18 protein-coding genes and 1 tRNA gene are annotated in these 18559 nt (G+C 61.7%); 11 read left to right on the top strand and 8 right to left on the bottom strand.

Annotated features, from left to right (window positions below):
* The first annotated feature begins 128 nt into the window (after window positions 1-128).
* Together ACJRPG_RS04580 and ACJRPG_RS04585 are read left to right on the top strand one after the other, a co-directional pair.
* Window positions 129-2327, top strand: a complete 2199-nt coding sequence (locus ACJRPG_RS04580) for a TonB-dependent receptor (RefSeq protein WP_407998862.1) — start codon at window positions 129-131, stop codon at window positions 2325-2327.
* Window positions 2328-2371: 44 nt separating this feature from the next.
* Window positions 2372-2447, top strand: a tRNA-Asn gene (locus tag ACJRPG_RS04585).
* A gap of 349 nt (window positions 2448-2796) precedes the next feature.
* Here the strand turns inward: ACJRPG_RS04585 and ACJRPG_RS04590 are convergent.
* Entirely contained in the window at window positions 2797-2997 is a 201-nt protein-coding gene (locus tag ACJRPG_RS04590; protein WP_407998863.1) for a hypothetical protein, read from the bottom strand.
* A gap of 286 nt (window positions 2998-3283) precedes the next feature.
* Between ACJRPG_RS04590 and ACJRPG_RS04595 the strand changes: the two genes are divergently transcribed.
* From ACJRPG_RS04595 to ACJRPG_RS04610, 4 genes are all read left to right on the top strand, one after another.
* Window positions 3284-3535, top strand: coding sequence for a type II toxin-antitoxin system CcdA family antitoxin (locus ACJRPG_RS04595; protein WP_407998864.1), 252 nt, complete (start codon window positions 3284-3286; stop codon window positions 3533-3535).
* Complete coding sequence (locus ACJRPG_RS04600; protein ID WP_407998865.1) at window positions 3535-3852, top strand: CcdB family protein; 318 nt, start codon at window positions 3535-3537, stop codon at window positions 3850-3852. Before ACJRPG_RS04595 ends, ACJRPG_RS04600 begins: the two co-directional genes overlap by 1 nt.
* A 79-nt stretch (window positions 3853-3931) precedes the next feature.
* On the top strand, window positions 3932-4432 hold the full coding sequence (locus ACJRPG_RS04605; protein WP_407998866.1) for a hypothetical protein: 501 nt from the start codon (window positions 3932-3934) through the stop codon (window positions 4430-4432).
* A 112-nt stretch (window positions 4433-4544) separates the two neighbouring features.
* On the top strand, window positions 4545-5060 hold the full coding sequence (locus ACJRPG_RS04610; RefSeq protein WP_407998867.1) for an HI_1492 family protein: 516 nt from the start codon (window positions 4545-4547) through the stop codon (window positions 5058-5060).
* 18 nt (window positions 5061-5078) lie between these two features.
* Here ACJRPG_RS04610 and ACJRPG_RS04615 read toward each other — a convergent pair whose 3' ends face one another.
* The 5 genes from ACJRPG_RS04615 to ACJRPG_RS04635 form a co-directional block, all read right to left on the bottom strand.
* Complete coding sequence (locus ACJRPG_RS04615) at window positions 5079-6065, bottom strand: aldo/keto reductase (protein WP_407998868.1); 987 nt, start codon at window positions 6063-6065, stop codon at window positions 5079-5081.
* Entirely contained in the window at window positions 6062-7072 is a 1011-nt protein-coding gene (locus ACJRPG_RS04620) for a glycoside hydrolase family 43 protein (RefSeq protein WP_407998869.1), read from the bottom strand. Before ACJRPG_RS04620 ends, ACJRPG_RS04615 begins: the two co-directional genes overlap by 4 nt.
* 12 nt (window positions 7073-7084) lie before the next feature.
* Complete coding sequence (locus tag ACJRPG_RS04625; RefSeq protein ID WP_407998870.1) at window positions 7085-8569, bottom strand: MFS transporter; 1485 nt, start codon at window positions 8567-8569, stop codon at window positions 7085-7087.
* Window positions 8570-8739: 170 nt separating this feature from the next.
* Entirely contained in the window at window positions 8740-9486 is a 747-nt protein-coding gene (locus ACJRPG_RS04630) for a YoaK family protein (protein ID WP_407998871.1), read from the bottom strand.
* A gap of 11 nt (window positions 9487-9497) precedes the next feature.
* A complete protein-coding gene (locus ACJRPG_RS04635; RefSeq protein ID WP_407998872.1) occupies window positions 9498-10349 on the bottom strand; it encodes a DUF5694 domain-containing protein in 852 nt (283 codons plus the stop codon).
* A gap of 143 nt (window positions 10350-10492) precedes the next feature.
* Between ACJRPG_RS04635 and ACJRPG_RS04640 the strand changes: the two genes are divergently transcribed.
* Both ACJRPG_RS04640 and ACJRPG_RS04645 read left to right on the top strand, forming a co-directional pair.
* Window positions 10493-11251 (top strand): CPBP family intramembrane glutamic endopeptidase, encoded by a 759-nt coding sequence (locus tag ACJRPG_RS04640; protein ID WP_407998873.1) that lies wholly within the window; start codon window positions 10493-10495, stop codon window positions 11249-11251.
* The gene (locus ACJRPG_RS04645; RefSeq protein WP_407998874.1) at window positions 11239-11991 is read left to right on the top strand and encodes an alpha/beta fold hydrolase; all 753 of its coding nucleotides are present in this window, start codon (window positions 11239-11241) and stop codon (window positions 11989-11991) included. Before ACJRPG_RS04640 ends, ACJRPG_RS04645 begins: the two co-directional genes overlap by 13 nt.
* Here the strand turns inward: ACJRPG_RS04645 and ACJRPG_RS04650 are convergent.
* Window positions 11981-12340, bottom strand: coding sequence for a DUF8785 domain-containing protein (locus tag ACJRPG_RS04650; protein ID WP_407998875.1), 360 nt, complete (start codon window positions 12338-12340; stop codon window positions 11981-11983). The genes ACJRPG_RS04645 and ACJRPG_RS04650 overlap by 11 nt on opposite strands.
* Window positions 12337-13371: a DUF475 domain-containing protein gene (locus ACJRPG_RS04655; RefSeq protein WP_407998876.1), complete on the bottom strand. Its 1035-nt coding sequence runs from the start codon at window positions 13369-13371 to the stop codon at window positions 12337-12339. Before ACJRPG_RS04655 ends, ACJRPG_RS04650 begins: the two co-directional genes overlap by 4 nt.
* A 103-nt stretch (window positions 13372-13474) precedes the next feature.
* Here ACJRPG_RS04655 and ACJRPG_RS04660 point away from each other — a divergent pair, with 103 nt between their 5' ends.
* The 3 genes from ACJRPG_RS04660 to ACJRPG_RS04670 all read left to right on the top strand — a co-directional run bounded on the left by ACJRPG_RS04660 (window position 13475) and on the right by ACJRPG_RS04670 (window position 18505).
* Entirely contained in the window at window positions 13475-13897 is a 423-nt protein-coding gene (locus ACJRPG_RS04660; RefSeq protein ID WP_407998877.1) for a divergent PAP2 family protein, read from the top strand.
* Window positions 13898-14122: 225 nt separating this feature from the next.
* The gene (locus tag ACJRPG_RS04665; protein ID WP_407998878.1) at window positions 14123-15286 is read left to right on the top strand and encodes an efflux RND transporter periplasmic adaptor subunit; all 1164 of its coding nucleotides are present in this window, start codon (window positions 14123-14125) and stop codon (window positions 15284-15286) included.
* A 3-nt stretch (window positions 15287-15289) separates the two neighbouring features.
* Entirely contained in the window at window positions 15290-18505 is a 3216-nt protein-coding gene (locus ACJRPG_RS04670) for an efflux RND transporter permease subunit (protein WP_407998879.1), read from the top strand.
* Window positions 18506-18559 lie beyond the last annotated feature (54 nt).

Consider the following 18559-nt stretch of genomic DNA (forward strand, 5'->3'; position numbering starts at 1 on the left):
GGTCCGCGAAATTACACCCACAAGCCGCGCACAGACGCGGCTTTTTGTTATCTATCCGATAGCAAGCCAAAGAAGAGAACGGGAGACAGCGTTTTGCTTCGCAAATTTCTAACCAAGGAATACTGACAATGAAACTGTCCCGGATGCACAAGCGTCTCCTCGCCCTCAGCGCCGTGATGCCCCTGGCCGCCATGGCCCAGGAAGTTACCCAGGCAACGACCCAAACCGCCAGCGGCCAGCTGGAAACCGTGACCGTGACGGCCCAGCGCCGCACCGAGAACATCAAGGAAGTGCCGGTATCGGTCTCCACCATCGCCAATGAAAAGCTGGACGTGATCCTGTCCGGCGGCCAGGACATCCGCGTGCTGGCCGGTAAGGTGCCAAGCCTGAACGTGGAATCCTCCACCGGCCGCGTGTTCCCGCGCTTCTACATCCGCGGCTACGGCAATGCCGACTTCAGCATCTTTGCTTCGCAGCCTGTCTCCCTGATTTATGACGACGTGGTGCAGGAAAACCCGATCCTGAAGGGCTACCCGATGTTCGACCTGCAGAACGTGGAAGTCCTGCGCGGTCCGCAAGGCACCCTGTTCGGCCGCAACACCCCGGCCGGCGTGGTCAAGTTCGAGTCCGCCAAGCCTAGCCTGAAAGGCATCGAAGGCTACTACAACCTGTCCTACGCCACGCACGCCACCGCGAACGTGGAAGCCGCCGCCAACATCCCGCTGTCGAACCAGTGGGCGATGCGCGTTTCCACGCTGCGCCAGCACCGCGACGACTACGTGTCCAACGCCTTCCTGAACCAGCCGGATTCGATGGAAGGCTACAACGAGCACGCCGAACGCGTGCAGTTCCTGTTCCAGCCAAACGGCACCTTCAATGCGCTGTTCAACATCCACCAGCGCACCAGCGTGGGCAGCTCGCGCCTGTTCCGCGCCAATATCATCAAGAAGGGCACCAACGACTTCGTTGACGGCTTCGACGCGGAAAAAATCTACACCAACGGCCAGAACTACCAGAACCTGGATACCCAGGGCGGCAATATCCGCCTGAGCTGGGACCTGGGGGCCGTGAAGCTGTACTCCATCACCGGCTACGAAAGCATCAAGGACTACAACAGCCGCGGCGACATCGACGGCGGCAACCCATCCGGCCCAGGCGTAGTGCCGTTCCCGGTGGAGACGGCCAGCGTGCTGCCTGAACTGCAGCAGTACTCGCAGGAGTTCCGTGTCGAGTCCAAGAAAGCCGGTCCTCTGAGCTGGCAGGCTGGCCTCTACTTCTTCAACGAAGACGCACAAGGCGGCAGCGACAACTACAACCCGGCCGGCGCCCGCACCTCGCGCGTGGTGAGCGAACAGAAGAACCGTGCTTCGGCCGTCTTCGGCTCCGTGAACTACGCGGTGAGCGAAGCCCTGACCGTGCGCGGCGGCCTGCGCTACACCAAGGACGTGAAAGACTTCCGCACCGTGGAAGCCATCAACACCGTGCTGGTTGGCCCGCAGTCGATCCACTCCGACAAGGACAAGTTCAACTGGGACCTGAGCGGCACCTACACCGTGAACCCGGACGTGAGCGTGTACGCCCGCGTGGCAACCGGCTTCCGCGCGCCGTCGGTTGGCGCAGCTTCGACCTCGGTGCCAATCACCGTGGCCGATGCGGAAACCATCACCTCCTACGAAGCCGGCATCAAGGCGGACCTGCTGAACCGCCGCGCACGCGCCTCGCTGAGCGTGTATGACTACGACGTGAAGAACCAGCAGCTGACCGTGGTGGGTGGTAACTCCAACGTCACCAAGCTGATTAACGCTGCCAAGACCAAGGGCCGCGGCATCGAAGCGGAACTGGAAGGCTTCGTGACGCCGGACTTCAAGATCGCCACCAGCGCCTCGTACAACTTCACCGAGATCAAGGATCCGTCCCTGTCGGTGAACAAGTGCGCGCAGTGCACGGTGACGAACCCGATCAACGCAGCCGGGCGCGTGGTCATCGACGGCAACCCGCTGCCGCAGGCGCCGAAGTGGATCATCAACGCCAGCGCGCGTTACAACATCCCTCTGGCCGACGGCAACCTGTTCGTGCTGACCGACTGGTCCTACCGCAGCAAGGTAAACTTCTTCCTGTACGAAGCCACCGAGTTCACAGGCAAGGCCATGACCGAAGGCGGCCTGCGCGTGGGCTACAACTGGGCAGGCGGCAAGTATGAAATCGCCGCGTTCGGCCGTAACATCACCGACACCCAGCGCATCACCGGCGCCATCGACTTCAACAACCTGACCGGCTTCATCAACGAGCCGCGCCAGTGGGGTGTGCAGTTCAAAGGCTCGTTCTAAGTACTGGACAGCCTGAAAGTGGCCGTCTATAATGCGGCCTCTTTTCCCTGATAGCTCAGTCGGTAGAGCGACGGACTGTTAATCCGCAGGTCCCTGGTTCGAGTCCAGGTCGGGGAGCCAGAATTCAGCAGCATGCCAAAAACCCAGCCCTAACCCGGCTGGGTTTTTGCGTTTCAGGAACTGTCTATTTACTTACGGTGGCCCGAGGTTAGTACACTGGGCGGGGATTGCTTGGGCACTTAGATGTGGCACCCAGCTTGAGGAGCACTTGGCTATCCTTGTTCGTGGTGTTCCAATCAAGGAGAGATGACATAATATTCCGAGAACCACCTCCAACCCACAGGGTTGCAATTTGGAGTTCCAGACCGTCCATACTGGCTTGCACAGCCAAGAGGCGTAAAAGCGCCACCTGATGGTGGCGCGTGAAAATTGGGTTTGGCCAAGGTTTGACGGTAACGTCATCCTCCCTTTACTTCTTTGGCGGTGCCTTTTTCGCTGCTGCCAAAGCAACACGGAGTTCTTTTTTCTCTGCGTCCTTTACCTTGCCCTTCAACTTTTCCGCTGCAAGACTAGCTTTTAGCGCGGCAACTTGAGCTATGAGTCGATCCTCACGTGGAGAGTGATTTTTGCTTCCAGGCCTACGGCCATTTGCACTTTTGGTAGTTGCCATAAATTTCCTATTGATAATAAATTACTTGAGCGAATAGGTGTGAGTCTGTCAATTATCGATGCTGAACGGTAACACAACCTATCATGCGAGCATATACGATGCAGACGGGAAAAGGTGAACTTAAGGCTATCGTATGAGAAAATTTTTATACTAACTGTTACTTTTTTACTGAATGCTCAGTGCTCGTGCCAGGCAAACCGTCATTGTTGCGTGTTGGCGGCATGAAGATTGTTGGGAGGGCTATAATGCGCACAATCTCCTCCATTTCTGATGCGCATTGGTCGTCATGAAAGCTGTTCCTCTCCAAGAAAAGCAGCCTGCCAAGAAAGCAACCAACATCACCTTGTCGTTGGATGTCTATCAAGCTGCGAAGAAACTTGGTATTAACATCTCGCAGGTCTGCGAGGAGCGTTTACGCGAGGAGATTCAATCGCGGATGGAGCAGCAATGGAATGTAGAGCATGCGGATTTTCTTGCTGCATACAATCGCAGGGTAGAGGAGGAGGGGGTGGCGCTTGACGAGTGGCGGTCGTTCTGATGAGCCGCTTCGACGTCTTCATCAACCCAGGTAGGAATAGCCGGAACATCCCTTACCTCATCGATGTGCAAAGCAATGTGATCAGTGGCCTGGCAACGAGAATAGTGGTTCCCCTCCGGCCTCTGTCGGCGTTCCCTTCAATGACTCTTCCGGCAGACCTGTTCCCTATTATTGCAATCGATGGGGACGAATACGTTATGGACACGCCACAACTCGGCGCCGTTCCCGCAAGCGAGCTCAAAGTAAACGTCGCGTCGGCTCGGGCGCATCAATTTCTGATTCAGGGCGCTCTGGACAGGCTGTTGGGAGCATACTGAGCGCCGCTATATGCCCTAGCTAACAGACAGAGCGCGCTGCGGTTCGTAACCTGAGGTTTTGATCATCAGGAGCTGAACCGTGAATATTCGTAATCTTCTCTCCTCCGCCCTGATTGGCGCCGTTGCCAGTGCACGGGCGATGACGCCGATGGCTACCATTGCGGCCGCACGCCGGTTTGGCCGCCGCACGCCGGGCGAATTGATGCTGCTGGATCGTCCGCTGTTCAAATACGGGGCCATGGCGATGGGCCTTGGAGAAATGGCAGGAGACAAGATGAAGACCGCGCCGGACCGCACTGTTCCACTGGGCCTGATGGCCCGCGTGGCAAGTGCGGGAATCGCGGGCGCTGCGCTGGCGCCGAAGGGTAAGGAGACTGCGGGGGCTGCGGTCGCGGTGGCAACCGCCGTGCCGCTTGCTTACCTCACGCTCGCCGGCCGCAAGCGCGCCATGGCACGGATTGGCCAGACGCGCAGCGGTCTGATCGAGGATGCCCTCATCCTTGCCGCCGGGACTGCAATCGTGGCGCTGGCGACGGCGCCCAATGCGCCATCCACGGACACTAAAGCGCGGCTACGGTAGAGGCCTTATTGACGGTAGTATCGAAAACCCAGCGTAACGGCTGGGTTTCTTTTTGCTTCCATGCATGTTCCGTGAGATATTTGCTTCTCACATAGCAGCCCTTGAGGACCATATGAAATTTCTCCGCGTGATCGTTGCAGCCTTTGCGATTTCAGCGCAGCTTCCATCGTCAGCGCAAACGCTTTGGAAGGACAGCGTTTACGGCATGACTGAAGCGGAAGTGCTGAAAGTGAATCCATCGGCCGTCAAAACGAAGAAGGGGAGCAGCCTGCCAAACGGCGCCGTACAGACACTTGAAGTACAGAACATCGAAATCGTGAAGCGGAAATTCACGGCGGAGTTTTATTTCAAGGACAAGAAACTGAACCAGATTACGCTCTCACTGAATAAAGGCAGCGACACGCTGGATGCATCCTCAAAATGGGATGAGCTATACCTGGCTTTGTCAGCGAAATATGGCAAGGAGCTGAGCAAGAAGAGCCAGGATGGGATCCTGAAGCAAAAGCTTGCCGAATGGGCGGCGGGAAAAACTAACATTCAGCTGTTGTTCCTCGCCGTGGGTGAAAAGGATCCCATCCTGCAGATTGCCTATCACCAGGGAATAACGCAGGATGCCGAGAAACTCTGATCACGGCATCCCGCCATGTCACCAGCTGTGGTGCACGTACTGCGCGATACGCTTGGCGTAGATGTCGCGCAGCGCCGCCATGGTTTCTGCTGATAAGGCGGGCAGTCCGCTGGCGCGGGTGTTGGCTTGCGCTTGCTGGGCGTTGCGCGCGCCGGGGATCACGGTGCTGACTGCGTCTTCCATCAGGATCCAGCGCAGGGCGAAGTCTGCCATCGTGAAGTCTTGCGGTACCAGGCGGCGGATTTCTTCGATCACTTCAAGCGCAACGTCGTATGGCACGCCGGCGAAGGTTTCGCCTTTGTCGAAGGCTTCGCCGTTGCGGTTGAAGGCGCGGTGGTCGTCGGCGGCGAATGCGGTAGTGGCGCTCATTTTGCCGGTCAGCAGGCCTGATGCGAGGGGCACGCGGGCGATGACGGCGATCTGGCGCTTCTTCGCTTCGGCGAAGAACAGGCCCGCCGGGCGCTGCCTGAAGATGTTGTTGATGATCTGAACGCTCTTCACGTTCGGATATTCGATCGCTTTCAGCGCTTCTTCCACTTTTTCGACCGACACGCCGTAGTGGCGGATCTTTCCGGCAGTGGCCAGGTCGTCCAGGAGGCCGAACACTTCCTGCTGGTAGTAGATTGCCGGAGGCGGGCAGTGGAGCTGCACGAGGTCGAGGCAATCGGTCTGCAGGTTGACCAGCGAGCGTTCGACGAAGGCCGTCATGTTCTGCTTCGTGTAGCCTTCCGCCACATGGGGAGACAGGCGGCGGCCAAGCTTGGTGGCGACGAAGGGTTTTTCGCCGCCGCGTTCCTTCAGTACTTCCGCGATCAGCTGTTCCGAGCGACCGTCACCATACACGTCGGCGGTGTCGATGAAGGTCACGCCGCTGTCCAGCGCTGCGTGCAGCGCGGCTTTGGCGTCATCCTTCGATACGTCGCCCCATGCGCCGCCAATGGCCCATGCGCCGAAGCCGATTTCCGATACCTGTGCGCCGGTGCGGCCGAATGTTCTTTGTTTCATAGTCCGTATGGGTCGATGGTTTTGATGCGGCCGTCTTCGTCGTAGTGCAGCTCCGTCACTTTCACCGAACGCAGATGGGTGATGCCTTTCGACAGGCTGCTGTCGTGGTAATACAGGAACCAGCGGCCCTTGAATTCAACGATGGAGTGGTGCGTGGTCCAGCCGATCACCGGTGTGAGGATCATGCCCTGGTAGGTGAAGGGGCCGTAGGGATTGTCGCCAACGGCATAGCACAGGAAATGCGTGTTGCCGGTGGAGTAGGAGAAGTAGTACTTGCCCTTGTACTTGTGCATCCACGGGCCTTCGAAGTAGCGGCGGTCGTGGTCGCCCGCCAGCAGCGGCTTGCCGTGTTCGTCGAGGATGACGACATCGCGCGGCGCTTCAGCGAAGCCTTTCATGTCGGCCGTGAGGCGCGCAACGCGCGCAGTCAGCGCGGGCTGGTCGTCGGCCGGTTCTTCGTTGCCGGCCGCGTAGCTGTTGTTGCGGTATTTCTGCAGCTGGCCGCCCCAGATGCCGCCGAAGTACATATAGTGCTCGCCATGGTCTTCGAACACGGCGGGATCGATGGAATAGCTGCCTTCGATCGGCTTCGGTTCAGGCGTGAATGGCCCTTCCGGCTTGTTGCCAACGGCCACGCCGATCTGGAAGATGCCATCGGCTTTTTTGGCCGGGAAGTAGAGGTAGTACTTGCCGTCCTTGCGCGCGGCGTCCGGCGCCCACATCTGGCGCTCGGCCCAGGGCACGTCTTTCACGTGCAGGGCAACGCCGTGGTCGGTGGCGGGGCTGTCCGGGCTGTCCATCGACAGCACGCGGTAGTCTTCCATGCCGAAGTGGTCGCCGTTGTCGTTGAAGGGAATGCCCGCTTCAATGTCGTGCGATGGGTAGACGTAGATCTTGCCGTCGAAAACGTGGGCCGACGGGTCGGCCGTGTAGATGTGCGTTACCAGCGGCTGCGAGATGGCGCGCTGCAGGGCCGCTTCTTCGGCCGGGGTCAGTTGCTCGGGCATGTTTTTACCTTTTCAATTCGCTGCGGCCGCGCGGCGGGTCAGCAGGTCCTGTTCGATGCGGTGCTCGGCGCTCTTGTTGATCTCGTAGAAGTAGAGCAGGGCCACCGTGGCGAGGAAGGGCAGCGAGGCGTAAATGCTGATCGATACGCGGATGCCCTCCGCCACCGTCTGCGGCTGGGTGGCTTGCGCGCCGTCGTAGCCGTAACCGGACAGCAGGCCTGCCACCAGCGCACTGCCGATGCTGAGGCCAGCTTTCAGGCCGAAGATCATTGCGGAGAACAGCAGCGCAGTGGCGCGGCGGTTGTTTTTCCATTCCGAGTAGTCGGCCACGTCGGCGATCATGGCCCACAGCAGCGGGATGGTGATGCCGTAGAAGAAGCCGTGCAGGATCTGCGAGCCGAACACCATGCCAATGGAGGTCGGCGGGAAGATGTAGAAGGCCAGCATGAACAGCGTGGCGGCCAGCAGCGCGGCCCCGAACACATTGCGCTTGCCGAAGCGGCCCGCCAGCGGCGAGGAGAAGCCGATACCGATGATCATGCAGATGATGCCTGCGCCGTTGAACAGGCTGAAAGCCGACGTGGCGGGATCTTCCGGCCACTGGAAGCGCGTGAGGCCGATGCTCACCAGCGCTGCGTTCAGGTGTTCGATGAAGGCGATGAAGCCGATGTCTTTCAGGAACTGGGCCAATGCGGCTTCGCTGAGGTAGTTCTTGAAGTAGTAGATGTAGAGGCCGCCCTTCAGCGCCAGCGTGACGAAGACGAGGATAGTCACCAGCAGCAGCACCACCCATGGCTTGTTGCGCAGCAGGTCGCCGATATCCTGGCCGATGCTGGAACGCTGGGTCGCCGTCGGCACGATGCGTTCACGCGTGGTGGCGAAAGCGACCAGGAAGCAGATGGTGCCGGCCACGGCGAAGATGATCATGGTGTTGCGGAAGCCTTCCACCTTGTCGCCGCCGCCGAGGATCAGCACCAGCGGCAGCAGCAGCACCTGGATGATCAGCTGGGCGACCATCACCGCCACGAAGCGGTAGGAGGACAGGCTGTTACGTTCCTGCATGCTGCCGGTGAGCACGCCGCTCAGGGCGGAGTAGGGCAGGTTGTTGGCCGAGTACACCAGCATCAGCAGGATGTAGGTCAGCGTGGCGTAGATGATCTTGCCGTTGTCGCCCAGGTCCGGCGTGCTGAAGGCCAGGATGGAGATCAGGCCGAAGGGAATCGCGGTCCACAGCAGCCATGGCCGGAACTTGCCCCAGCGCGTCACGGTGCGGTCGGCGATCAGGCCCATCAGCGGATTGAAGCAGGCGCCCGCCAGGCCGCCGAGGAAGATGATGGTGGCGGCGGCGTTGGCCGGAATCCGGTAGACGTCCGTGTAGAAGAAGGCGATGAAGGTGAGCAGGGTCTGGAAGATCAGGTTGGCCGCCAGGTCTCCCAGGCTGTAGCCGATCTTTTCCACGACCGAAAGTTTGCCCGTCGGGCTCAGGGTAGAGGTCATTGCGTCTCTTTATCGTTGTGAGCCGTGTCTCCGCGGCTATGGTCATGGTATTACCATGCTTTTATTGGCTAAATGAATAGCGCTACCATTTTATTGTCACTTTTCCTGCCGGGTGCGTCAAGCAGGTTTTCGAATCGCGGGAAAAAAATCGCCCGATCGCAACGCGCGCGTCAGTGGTCCGGGCGGCGGCGGCCCAGCAGGTCGTCCATCACGGGCACCCAGGCCAGCAGGAGCAGCAGGGCGGCCAATGGCACGGTGGCCAGGAAGCCGATCTGCTGGAAGCCGACCGCGCCGGCGGCCCCGCCCAGCAGGAACATGCCGAGCAGGGAGGCCAGCACGCGCAGCCTGGTGAGGTCGGCGCGCACCGGGTGCCCGCCGTGGCGGTTCCAGTAAACCAGCTTGCCCAGCTCGATGCCGATATCGGTCACGATGCCGGTCACGTGGGTGGTGCGGATTTCGGCGCGCGATACCTTGGTGATCATGGCGTTCTGCAGGCCCATCACATAGCAGAGCAAACCCACCGTGGCGGGGAGCAGCAGCAGGCGTTCCTGTTCCAGGCGGGCGCCGATCAGGCCGAATGCCAGCAGGAGCACGGCTTCCAGCATCAGCGGAGTGGCGTATTCGCTATGGGCGCGGCGGCGCCGTCCCCAGTGGATGCAGATGGCCGAGGTGGCCGCGCCCAGCAGGAACAGCAGCACGGAGCCCAGCGCGGTCGATGCCAGCGCCACATGGCCGGTGACGAGGTTGTCGTTGATGGAAGACAGGATGCCGGTCATGTGCGAGGTGTACTGGCCCACGGCCAGGAAGCCACCGGCATTGACGGCGCCCGCAACGAAGGCCAGTACCCGTCCCAGGCGAATGTTCGCGGCCTCCGTGCGTTGGGCGGCGGTGAATGTGCGCAGGTACTGGACGGGCATGGCGTATGGCCTTAGCGGGCCTGCTGCAGCAGCGGCAGGGGATCGGCAACGGTAAAGGCGCCGGATTGCTGCGCAAATTCGCGCAGCAGGAAGATGTGGCCCGCGCCGTAGATCACGAGGATGCGGTCGTCGGCCTGCGGCGCCAGCGTTACCAGCTTGTTGAATATCTTCAGGTTGCGGCCATACCAGTTGGCCACCCAGTTCGCGCCGGGATATTGTTCCTTGTTGCCGATCATGGCGAAATCGAAGTAGCGGCGATGGCTGCGCGCCAGCGCTTCCGGCTGGTTATATTTGAGCAGCCACTCGGCCACCGTGGTGCTGTGCAGCTGCCGGTTGTCGTCGGCAATGGCCGGGTTCTCGCGAATCCGCGCCAGCAGCGTGGATTGGCCGTTCTTCGTGGCCCATTCGTCATAGTCGAAGTCTTCCACGGTCCCTGGCGGCATCTCGTTCCAGTCGATGCCGTAAATATCCTTGTGGCCGGCAGCGGCGGCAATGCGCATGCCGAGCTGTTCATATTCGTCGCGGCGCAGCTGGTAGCTGCCGGCAAGGTAGTCGCGGTAGGCGGCGCTCAGCTTTTCCTGCCGTTTGGCCGGCATTTCGACGGCGACCTTGGTGGGCCGGAAGGCCAGCAGGGCTTGCGTAATGCGGGCTATCTCGGCCTGCCGCTGTGCCGGCAGCACGTCCGGTACCGTGGTGTTGCTGATGTCCTGGTTATAGTTGGCGAAGTGGGGCGCGCCAATCAGCATCAGCGTGGGGCGCTGGCCTTCGCTGCGCTCGCGCAGCAAGGGAAGATCGGCAGCCATGGCCTGGACGGCCGCAAGCAGGCCTGCCAGCATCAGCAGGCGGGAGGGGAAAAATCGCATCGTTCATTCCTGTGTCAATGCTTCCTGGCACTATTGCGAGGAGGCATAAAAATTCTAGCATGTGCCTGGACCGCTGGTTCGTGGTATTGGCAAGCCTGCCCGTGTTCGGTATCCTCTGATGCCCTCAACATACCTTCCATGCCATGACCGAACCCGCCAACACTCGGCTGACCCCGCAGCGCTTGTTGTCCACTGCCCTCATCCTGTTCCTTGCCTATCAGTTGCCGGAAGCGCTGCAGATATACCCCTTGATGCTGCTCGTGCTTCCTTTGGCGTGGGCGTGTTCCCGTGTGCTCGGTTTCCGTGGACTGCGTGCCTGGTATATCGATGCCCGCCCGGGATGGGCCCTGCTGCTCGCCGCCGGTCTCGCCCTGGCGTGTGCCTGCAAGCTGGCCGCGCTGCTGGCCGGTGAGAAATTCGGGGTCTACAGCGTGCGCTGGACGGGCATCACGGCTGCCACCCCGTTCTTGCTGATGTTTGCCTGGCAGGCATTCCAGACCTTCATTCCTTCGATCTCGGAAGATATCCTCACGCGGGGACTGGTACGCAGGGCCTTTCCTGGGATTGGAGCAACATGGCTGTACGTGCCGCTGGCAGCAGCGATTTTTGTGCTGAACCACATTTACCGCCTGCATAAAGGACCGGTCGAATGGCTCATGCTGTTCGTGTTCGGCCTTGCCTATGCGGCGGCGCTGTACCGTACCGGCTCGCTATGGGCGGCGGTGGGGGTACATTGGGGCTGGAATTTTACGAATGCTGTCGTCGACCAGCTTGCCGATGTTTCGGTGAGCCAGGCCGGTACCGCGCCGTTTCTCTCCATGATCGCCCATGTGCTGATGCTGGCCGGCGTGTTATTTCTTTGGCGTGGGCGCCCGAGCGGTGAGCAAGAATGCCCTCGCTGAATACTGTCACCGCGCAGCTGTACTACGAGCGCATCGCGGGCCGTGCGGAACGGCCGGTGCTGGTGTTCCTGCATGAAGGACTGGGCAGTGTGGCCATGTGGCGCGACTTCCCTGCACGGCTGTGCGCGGCCACCGGCTGCGAAGGGCTGGTTTATGACCGGCACGGCTATGGATTATCTTCGCCGCTGGGCGCCGCGCGCAGCATTCATTACCTGCACGACTATGCGCTGAACGAGCTGCCCGCTGTGCTTGCGGGCTTGCTGCCTGAGCGGGATTACTGGCTGGTGGGCCACTCCGATGGCGGCAGCATCGCACTGATCCATGCGGCAGGACGCCCCGCGCATTTGCGCGGCGTGATCACCGAGGCGGCGCATGTGTTCGTGGAAGAGGTGACGCTGGACGGCATCCGCGCGGCGCGCGCAGCCTGGAATGTGGGCAAGCTGAAAGGGCTGCAGCGCTACCATGGCGACAAGACTGCCGCCATCTTCGCGGCCTGGGCCGATACCTGGCTGGAGCCTTCTTTCGCTTACTGGAATATTGAATACCTGCTGCCGGCAATCGCCTGCCCGGTGCTGGCGCTGCAGGGCAGCGAGGACCAGTACGGCTCGGCCGCGCAGTTGGTGGCCATTGCCGGCAAAACGCCGCGCGGGCAGCAGCGGATGCTGCCGGCATGCGGCCACACGCCGCACGCGGAAGCAGCCGGCGCCACGCTGGACGCCATGCGGCGCTTTATTGCGTGACCTGCACCTTCGTCACGTAATACTCGGTCTCGCCGAAGCAGCTGGTCGGCACGCCCTTGTGCTGGGCGTAGCTGAGTACCACGCGCTTGCCGATGGCGGCGGTGAGCTGCCTGGCCACCTCCGGCTCGCGCACGCTGAATTCGAACTTCTCGGGAATGGCGCCCGGCATCGAGGTCAGCAGGATTTCCCCTTCCCAGGTCTTGCAGATCCACCCGCGGGTGGAGAACTTCTGCAGGAAGCCCGCGCGCTCGCCTTCCGAGTAGGACCAGCTCAAGGTGATCCACACGTAGGCGAGGAAGGCGAGGATGGCCGCCGCGACAAGGCCGATCAGGACGCCGATAAATTTCATTCAGCCACCATTTTGCGTTTGTATTTGATGGAAGACCACACCGATACCAGGATGAAGGCCACGCCGGACAGGCCGGTAAACCATTCCGGAATATGGTACGAGACGCTGGCGAACATGATCACGGCCAGGATGCCGATGGCCCAGTGCGCGCCGTGCTCCAGGTAGATGAACTCGTCCAGCGTGCCCTTGTGCACCAGGTAGACGGTGACGGAACGCACATACATGGCGCCGATGGCCAGGCCGAGCATGATGATGACCACGTCGCTGGTAATCGCGAAGGCGCCGATCACGCCGTCGAAGCTGAAGGAGGCGTCCAGTACTTCCAGGTAAAGGAAGCCGCCGATGCTGCCGCGCTGCACGGTCTTGCCCAGCGCCTTGGCTTCTTCCGGATCTTCCTCCAGCAGGCCGCTCAGCCAGCCCACGGCCAGGTAGATGGCCACGCCGGCCACGCCCGCGTACAGCACGGGGAAGCGTTTTTCTTCCGGCACCATTTCCACGGCCACGCCCACGGCCACCAGGGCCAGCAGCACCGACAGGCTTTCGGCGCCCAGGCGGTTGGCGCGCTCCTCGATCCATTCGATCCAGTGCACGTCCTTGTCGTCGTCGAACATGAAGTTCAGGAACACCAGCAGCAGGAAGGCGCCGCCGAAGGCTGCCACTTCCGCGTGCACATCGGTGAGGTGGCGCGAATACTCGGATGGGGTGTTGATGGCCATATTCCATACGGCCAGCATGTCCAGGCCGGTCGCCACGGCCACGATGGCCAGCGGGAACACCAGGCGCATGCCGAACACGGCCACCAGGATACCGACCGTCAGGAACAGTTTCTGCCAGAACGCGTTCCAGTCCTTCAGCACGGAGGCGTTGACCACCGCGTTGTCGAAGGAAAGCGACACCTCCATCACGCCCAGCACGCCCGTAATCCACAGCGCCGTCAGCGCGCCGCTGAAGCCGCCATTGCTATAGCCCCACCAGCCGGCCACCGCCATCAGAATCACCGTGACGATGATCGATACCCCGAAATGTTTCATGCATCCACCCTTTGTGTTTTTAGTGGGGCGATTTTACTGCACCCGCTTCCGTCCGTGAGCATGCATCTGCGATAATGGTGAATTGCCAAAAAGGAACTTTCACATGGACCTCGCCTATCTGCTCACGCCCCTGATCACCTGGATCACCGTCGGCCCCATCAAATTCCTGATCAATAGTGCGCGCACGCGGCGCTGGGCCTTCGACCTGGTGGGCAACGGCGGCTTCCCCAGCAACCACAGCGCCACTGTGGCCAGCATGGCCACCCTGATCGCGCTGCGCGAGGGCATGGGGCATCCGGCCTTCGGCGTGGCCGTGACGCTGGCCTTTATCGTCATCATCGACGCCAACAGCCTGCGCCAGCACGTGGGCCGGCATGCCGCCGCGCTCAACAAGCTGGGCGAGAAGACCGAAGGCTACCGGTGGCTGCGGGAACGCATGGGCCATACCAAGGTGGAAATCACCGGCGGCCTGCTGACGGGCATCGCGATCGGCCACCTGGTTTTCGCCCTGTTCGGCCGCGCTTGAATATTCATTAATGAATTAATTCGTCCGCCCTGTCCGGGGCGGACGTCCGCCCCGATTGCAGTCTGTCCACGTTTTTTGACACTCCATCCCCGAAATCGCGCAGTCTGGCTTCCAGCGATTGCTTTCTACCCCGGCAGCGGGGAGAATCCTCCGCTGCAGTAGTGTGCATTCCATGCGCCGTATTCAATAACAGCAAAGTATCACCAAAACTCTCGGAGAAATTCTATGTTGCGTAAGACCCTACTCGCTCTCGCCGTAGCTTCAGCGCTCGTCGCCTGCGGCAAGTCAGGCCCGGATAAAGGGGATCAGGCGTCCAGTAGGGCGGAGGCCAAGAAGAATGCCACCCTGCAGGTGGCCCCGGAGGACCTGGTCACGCTCCAGAACGATGCGCTGGCCTCCGGCCCGGTCATCACCGGTTCCATCGAGCCGGAACGCAAGGCCGACCTGCGCGCCGAAGTGGGCGCCGTCGTGCTGCAGGTGCTGAAGGAGAACGGCGAGGCGGTGCGCAAGGGCGACCTGCTGGTGCGCCTGGACGACACCTCGATCCGCGATTCCCTGACCTCGGCCAACGAAGCGGTGCGCGCCTCCCAGCAGTCGCTGGACCAGGCCGACCGCATGCTGAAGCGTAACAAGACCCTGCTGGCCTCGGGCATGACCTCGGCCCAGGCGATGGAAGACGCCGAAGTGCGCTACAACAATGCCCAGAGCGACCTGGTGGCCGCCAAGGCGCGTGCCGCCACGGCCCAGCAGCAGCTGGCCCGCACCAGCGTGCGCGCCCCGTTCGACGGCATCGTGTCCGAACGCAAGGTGTCGAACGGCGACACGGCGCAGGTGGGCAAGGAACTGATCAAGGTGATCGACCCGAACAGCATGCGCTTCGAGGGCCTGGTCTCGGCCGACAAGATCGGCACCGTGAAAGTGGGCCAGCACGTGCAGTTCCGCGTCAACGGCTATCCGGGCCAGGTGTTCGACGGCAGGGTGAAGCGCGTGGATCCCGCCGCCAACCCCGTCACCCGCCAGGTGGAAGTGCTGGTGGACTTCGCCGACAAGGTGCAGCCGAAAGTGGCCGGCCTGTATGCGGAAGGCCGGGTGGAAGCGGAATCGCGCGATACGCTGATGATTCCGGATTCCTCGCTGGTGCGTAACGGCGACAGCACCTATACCTGGCGCATCAAGGACAACACCCTGCGCAAGGCCGACCTGACCATCGGCGCGCGCGATGCCCGCACCGGCCAGTGGGAAGTGAGCAAGGGCCTGGCCGCGGGCGACCGCGTGCTGCGTGCCCCGGCATCCAGCTTCAAGGATGGCCAGAAAGTGGAGCTGCTGTCGGCCAAGGCGGTAGCCTCGGCCAATGGCAGCACCGCTCCGGCTGCCGCGAAAGGAAACTAAACCATGTTCCTGTCTGATTTTAGTGTCAAACGGCCTGTCGCCATGATCGTGCTGATCGTGGCGACCATGTGCCTTGGCCTGCTCGCGCTGTCCAAGCTGCGCGTCAACCAGAATCCCGACGTCGAGATCCCGACCATCTTCGTCAGCATTCCTTATCCGGGCGCATCGCCCGAGACGGTGGAGCGCGAAATCGTCAACCGCCTGGAGAAGTCGCTGCAGGGCCTGTCCGGCGTGACGGAACTGAACAGCACCTCGCAGGAAGGCAGCGCCACCATCGAGCTGCGCTTCACCTTCAGCAAGAACCTGATCGAGGCCTCGGACGAGATCCGCAACGCCATCGCTTCCGTGCGCTACAAGCTGCCGGTGGAGATGCGCGAGCCCATCCTGCAGCGGGTCGACGTGTCGGCCCAGCCGGTGATGCAGGTCTCGCTGTCGTCCAAGACCCAGAGCCATGCCGAAATTTCGCGCCTGGCGGAAGACCAGCTGGCGGACCGTTTCCGCGCCATCGACGGCGTGTCGAACGTGACCGTCAACGGTTCGCTGCGGCGCGAGCTGTCCGTGCTGCTGCGCGCCGAGAAACTGCGTGAATACAATGTGTCGGTGGCCGAAGTCACCAATGCGCTGCGCATGCAGAACACCAATGCGCCGGTCGGCAAGCTGCGCGGCAGCCTGGACGAGAAGAGCATCCGCCTGGTGGGCCGCATCGAGCGTCCCGAGCAGTTCCAGGACGTGATCGTCAAGCGCCAGGGCGACCAGCTGGTGCGCCTGGGCCAGGTGGCTGAGATCAAGGACGCCTTTGCCGAGATCAATAACCTGAGTATCCGCAGCGGCAAGTCGAATGTCGGTATCGCCATTATCCGTACCCGCGACGCCTCCACCGTGAGCGTGGCCAAGGGCGTACGCAAGCTGGTGGAAGAGATCAAGAAGGACCTGCCGGAAGGCACCTCCATCGAGATCAGCCAGGACGGCGGCGAAGATGCGGAACACAGCCTGAACAACGTGATCGAGGCGCTGGTGTTCGGCGCCGGCCTGACCATCTTCGTGGTGTATGCCTTCCTGAACTCCTGGCGTTCCACCCTGATCACCGCGCTGTCGCTGCCAACCTCGGTCATCGCCGCCTTTATCGCGGTGTGGCTGTGCGGCTTCACGCTGAACTTCATGACGCTGCTCGGCCTGTCGCTGGCGATCGGCGTGCTGATCGACGATGCGATCGTGGTGCGGGAAAACATCGTGCGCCACATGCAGATGGGCGAAGACCGCCGCACGGCGGCGCTGAACGGCACCGCCGAAATCGGCATGGCCGTGGCCGCGACCACCTTCTCCATCATGGCCGTGTTCATTCCGGTGGCCTTCATGCCGGGCATCTCGGGCGAATGGTTCCGTCCCTTCGCGCTGACCGTGACCTGCTCGGTGGCCGTGTCGCTGTTCATTTCGTTCACGCTGGACCCGATGCTGTCCGCCTTCTGGGGCGACCCGCCGGACCACCACACCCGTCCGAAGAAGGGCCTAGGCAAGGCGCTGGACAAGTTCAACCACTGGTTCGACCACCAGGCCGACCGCTACGGCAACGTGATTGCCTGGGCGCTGCACCACCGCCGCTGGATGGCCATCATCGCCGTGGCATCGCTGATCGGCGCGCTGGCCCTGCACACGAAGTTCGGCGGTTCGAGCTTCCTGCCGAAGTCGGACTTCGGTTTCCTGCGGGTTGACGTGCGTACGCCGTCGTCCAGCAGCCTGGAATATTCGCGCCTGAAGCTGATGAAGGCTTCCGATATCGCCCACTCGATTCCGGAAACCGAATCCACCAGCACCTATGTGAACCTGACCGGCGGCCGTATCTATATCGATATCGGCGACAAGAACAAGCGTACCCGTTCGGCCGAGGAAGTGGCCGTGGAACTGCGCAAGAAGATGGCCGGCCTGGTGGGCGCCGAATACGTGGTGCAGGATGACGTCTCCAACGGCGGCAACAAGCCGGTGCAGATCGAATTCACCGGCCCGGACTCGCGCCGCCTGATGGAACTGACCAGCGCCTATATGGACAAGCTGCGCCAGGTGTCGGGCGCGGTGGACGTGAGCCTGTCCGAGCAGGATCCGAAGGATGAGATGCAGATCGAGCTGAACCGCGGCCTGGCCAACTCCATGGGTATTTCGGCCGGCGACGCGGCGCAATCGCTGCGTGTGGCCTTCGCCGGCATCGAAGTGGGCGACTGGGTGGACCCGACCGGTGAAACCCGCGACGTGGCGGTGCGCCTGCATCCGGAAGACCGTACCAATTCGGAAAACATCGAGCGCCTGCCGATCGCGGTGAGCGGCACCAACCAGATGGTTCCGCTGGACCAGATCGCGACCGTTACCATGGGCAAGGGCCCATCCACCATCCGCCACAAGGACGGCAAGCGCGTGATTTCCGTGTCGGCCAACGTGGAAGGCCGTTCCAACGGCGAAGTGACGGCCGACGCCATGAAGCTGGCGAAGAGCATGGACTTCCCGCCGGGCTACGGCCTGCGCCTGGGCGGCGCAGGCAAGGACCAGCAGGAGCTGTTTACCCAGATGCTGATCTCGCTGGTGGCAGGTATCGGCCTGATGTACCTGATCCTGGTGATGCAGTTCGGTTCCTTCACGGCGCCGGTGGCGGTGATGCTGTCGCTGCCGCTGTCCCTGATCGGGGTGGTGCTGGCGCTGATGCTGACCAAGAACACGCTGAACCTGATGAGCTTTATCGGCATCATCATGTTGATGGGGCTGGTGGCCAAGAACGCCATCCTGCTGCTGGAAGCGGCGCGGGCGCGGGAAGAGGAGGGCTTCGGCCGCGAGGAAGCGCTGATGCACGCCGGCCGCATGCGTCTGCGTCCGATCCTGATGACGACCTTCGCGCTGATCGCGGGCATGATTCCGGTGGCCATCGGCATGGGCGAGGGCGGCGAGTTCTACCGTCCGCTGGCGGTGGCGATCATCGGCGGCACGATTACCTCCACGCTGCTGACCCTGCTGGTCGTGCCGACCTTCTATGACAGCATCGAGATCTCGCGCGACCGCATGGCGGCCAAGTTCAACCGGCGCGCCGAGCGCTGGCCGGTGGCGATCGCCTTCTTCGCGACCTTCCTGGAAGCGATCCTGACGCTGGTGATGGTGCGCGCCGTGTTCCGCGGCATCGTCTGGGCCTTCAACAAGGTCACTGGCCGCAGCCGCCGTCCGGTGCTCGCCAAACCGGCATAAGTTTCAACTTTGCCAAGAAAAAGGGCTGCTTTTAGCAGCCCTTTTCTAATTTAT

Origin of the sequence: Pseudoduganella rhizocola (assembly GCF_045984285.3) — a bacterium.
Classification (GTDB): domain Bacteria; phylum Pseudomonadota; class Gammaproteobacteria; order Burkholderiales; family Burkholderiaceae_D; genus Rugamonas.

Coding starts and splice junctions, on each gene's coding strand:
- ACJRPG_RS04580 (WP_407998862.1), top strand. CDS start 129: ATGAAACTGTCCCGGATGCACAAGCGTCTCCTCGCCCTCAGCGCCGTG.
- ACJRPG_RS04590 (WP_407998863.1), bottom strand. CDS start 2,997: ATGGCAACTACCAAAAGTGCAAATGGCCGTAGGCCTGGAAGCAAAAAT.
- ACJRPG_RS04595 (WP_407998864.1), top strand. CDS start 3,284: ATGAAAGCTGTTCCTCTCCAAGAAAAGCAGCCTGCCAAGAAAGCAACC.
- ACJRPG_RS04600 (WP_407998865.1), top strand. CDS start 3,535: ATGAGCCGCTTCGACGTCTTCATCAACCCAGGTAGGAATAGCCGGAAC.
- ACJRPG_RS04610 (WP_407998867.1), top strand. CDS start 4,545: ATGAAATTTCTCCGCGTGATCGTTGCAGCCTTTGCGATTTCAGCGCAG.
- ACJRPG_RS04615 (WP_407998868.1), bottom strand. CDS start 6,065: ATGAAACAAAGAACATTCGGCCGCACCGGCGCACAGGTATCGGAAATC.
- ACJRPG_RS04620 (WP_407998869.1), bottom strand. CDS start 7,072: ATGCCCGAGCAACTGACCCCGGCCGAAGAAGCGGCCCTGCAGCGCGCC.
- ACJRPG_RS04625 (WP_407998870.1), bottom strand. CDS start 8,569: ATGACCTCTACCCTGAGCCCGACGGGCAAACTTTCGGTCGTGGAAAAG.
- ACJRPG_RS04630 (WP_407998871.1), bottom strand. CDS start 9,486: ATGCCCGTCCAGTACCTGCGCACATTCACCGCCGCCCAACGCACGGAG.
- ACJRPG_RS04635 (WP_407998872.1), bottom strand. CDS start 10,349: ATGCGATTTTTCCCCTCCCGCCTGCTGATGCTGGCAGGCCTGCTTGCG.
- ACJRPG_RS04640 (WP_407998873.1), top strand. CDS start 10,493: ATGACCGAACCCGCCAACACTCGGCTGACCCCGCAGCGCTTGTTGTCC.
- ACJRPG_RS04645 (WP_407998874.1), top strand. CDS start 11,239: ATGCCCTCGCTGAATACTGTCACCGCGCAGCTGTACTACGAGCGCATC.
- ACJRPG_RS04650 (WP_407998875.1), bottom strand. CDS start 12,340: ATGAAATTTATCGGCGTCCTGATCGGCCTTGTCGCGGCGGCCATCCTC.
- ACJRPG_RS04655 (WP_407998876.1), bottom strand. CDS start 13,371: ATGAAACATTTCGGGGTATCGATCATCGTCACGGTGATTCTGATGGCG.
- ACJRPG_RS04660 (WP_407998877.1), top strand. CDS start 13,475: ATGGACCTCGCCTATCTGCTCACGCCCCTGATCACCTGGATCACCGTC.
- ACJRPG_RS04665 (WP_407998878.1), top strand. CDS start 14,123: ATGTTGCGTAAGACCCTACTCGCTCTCGCCGTAGCTTCAGCGCTCGTC.
- ACJRPG_RS04670 (WP_407998879.1), top strand. CDS start 15,290: ATGTTCCTGTCTGATTTTAGTGTCAAACGGCCTGTCGCCATGATCGTG.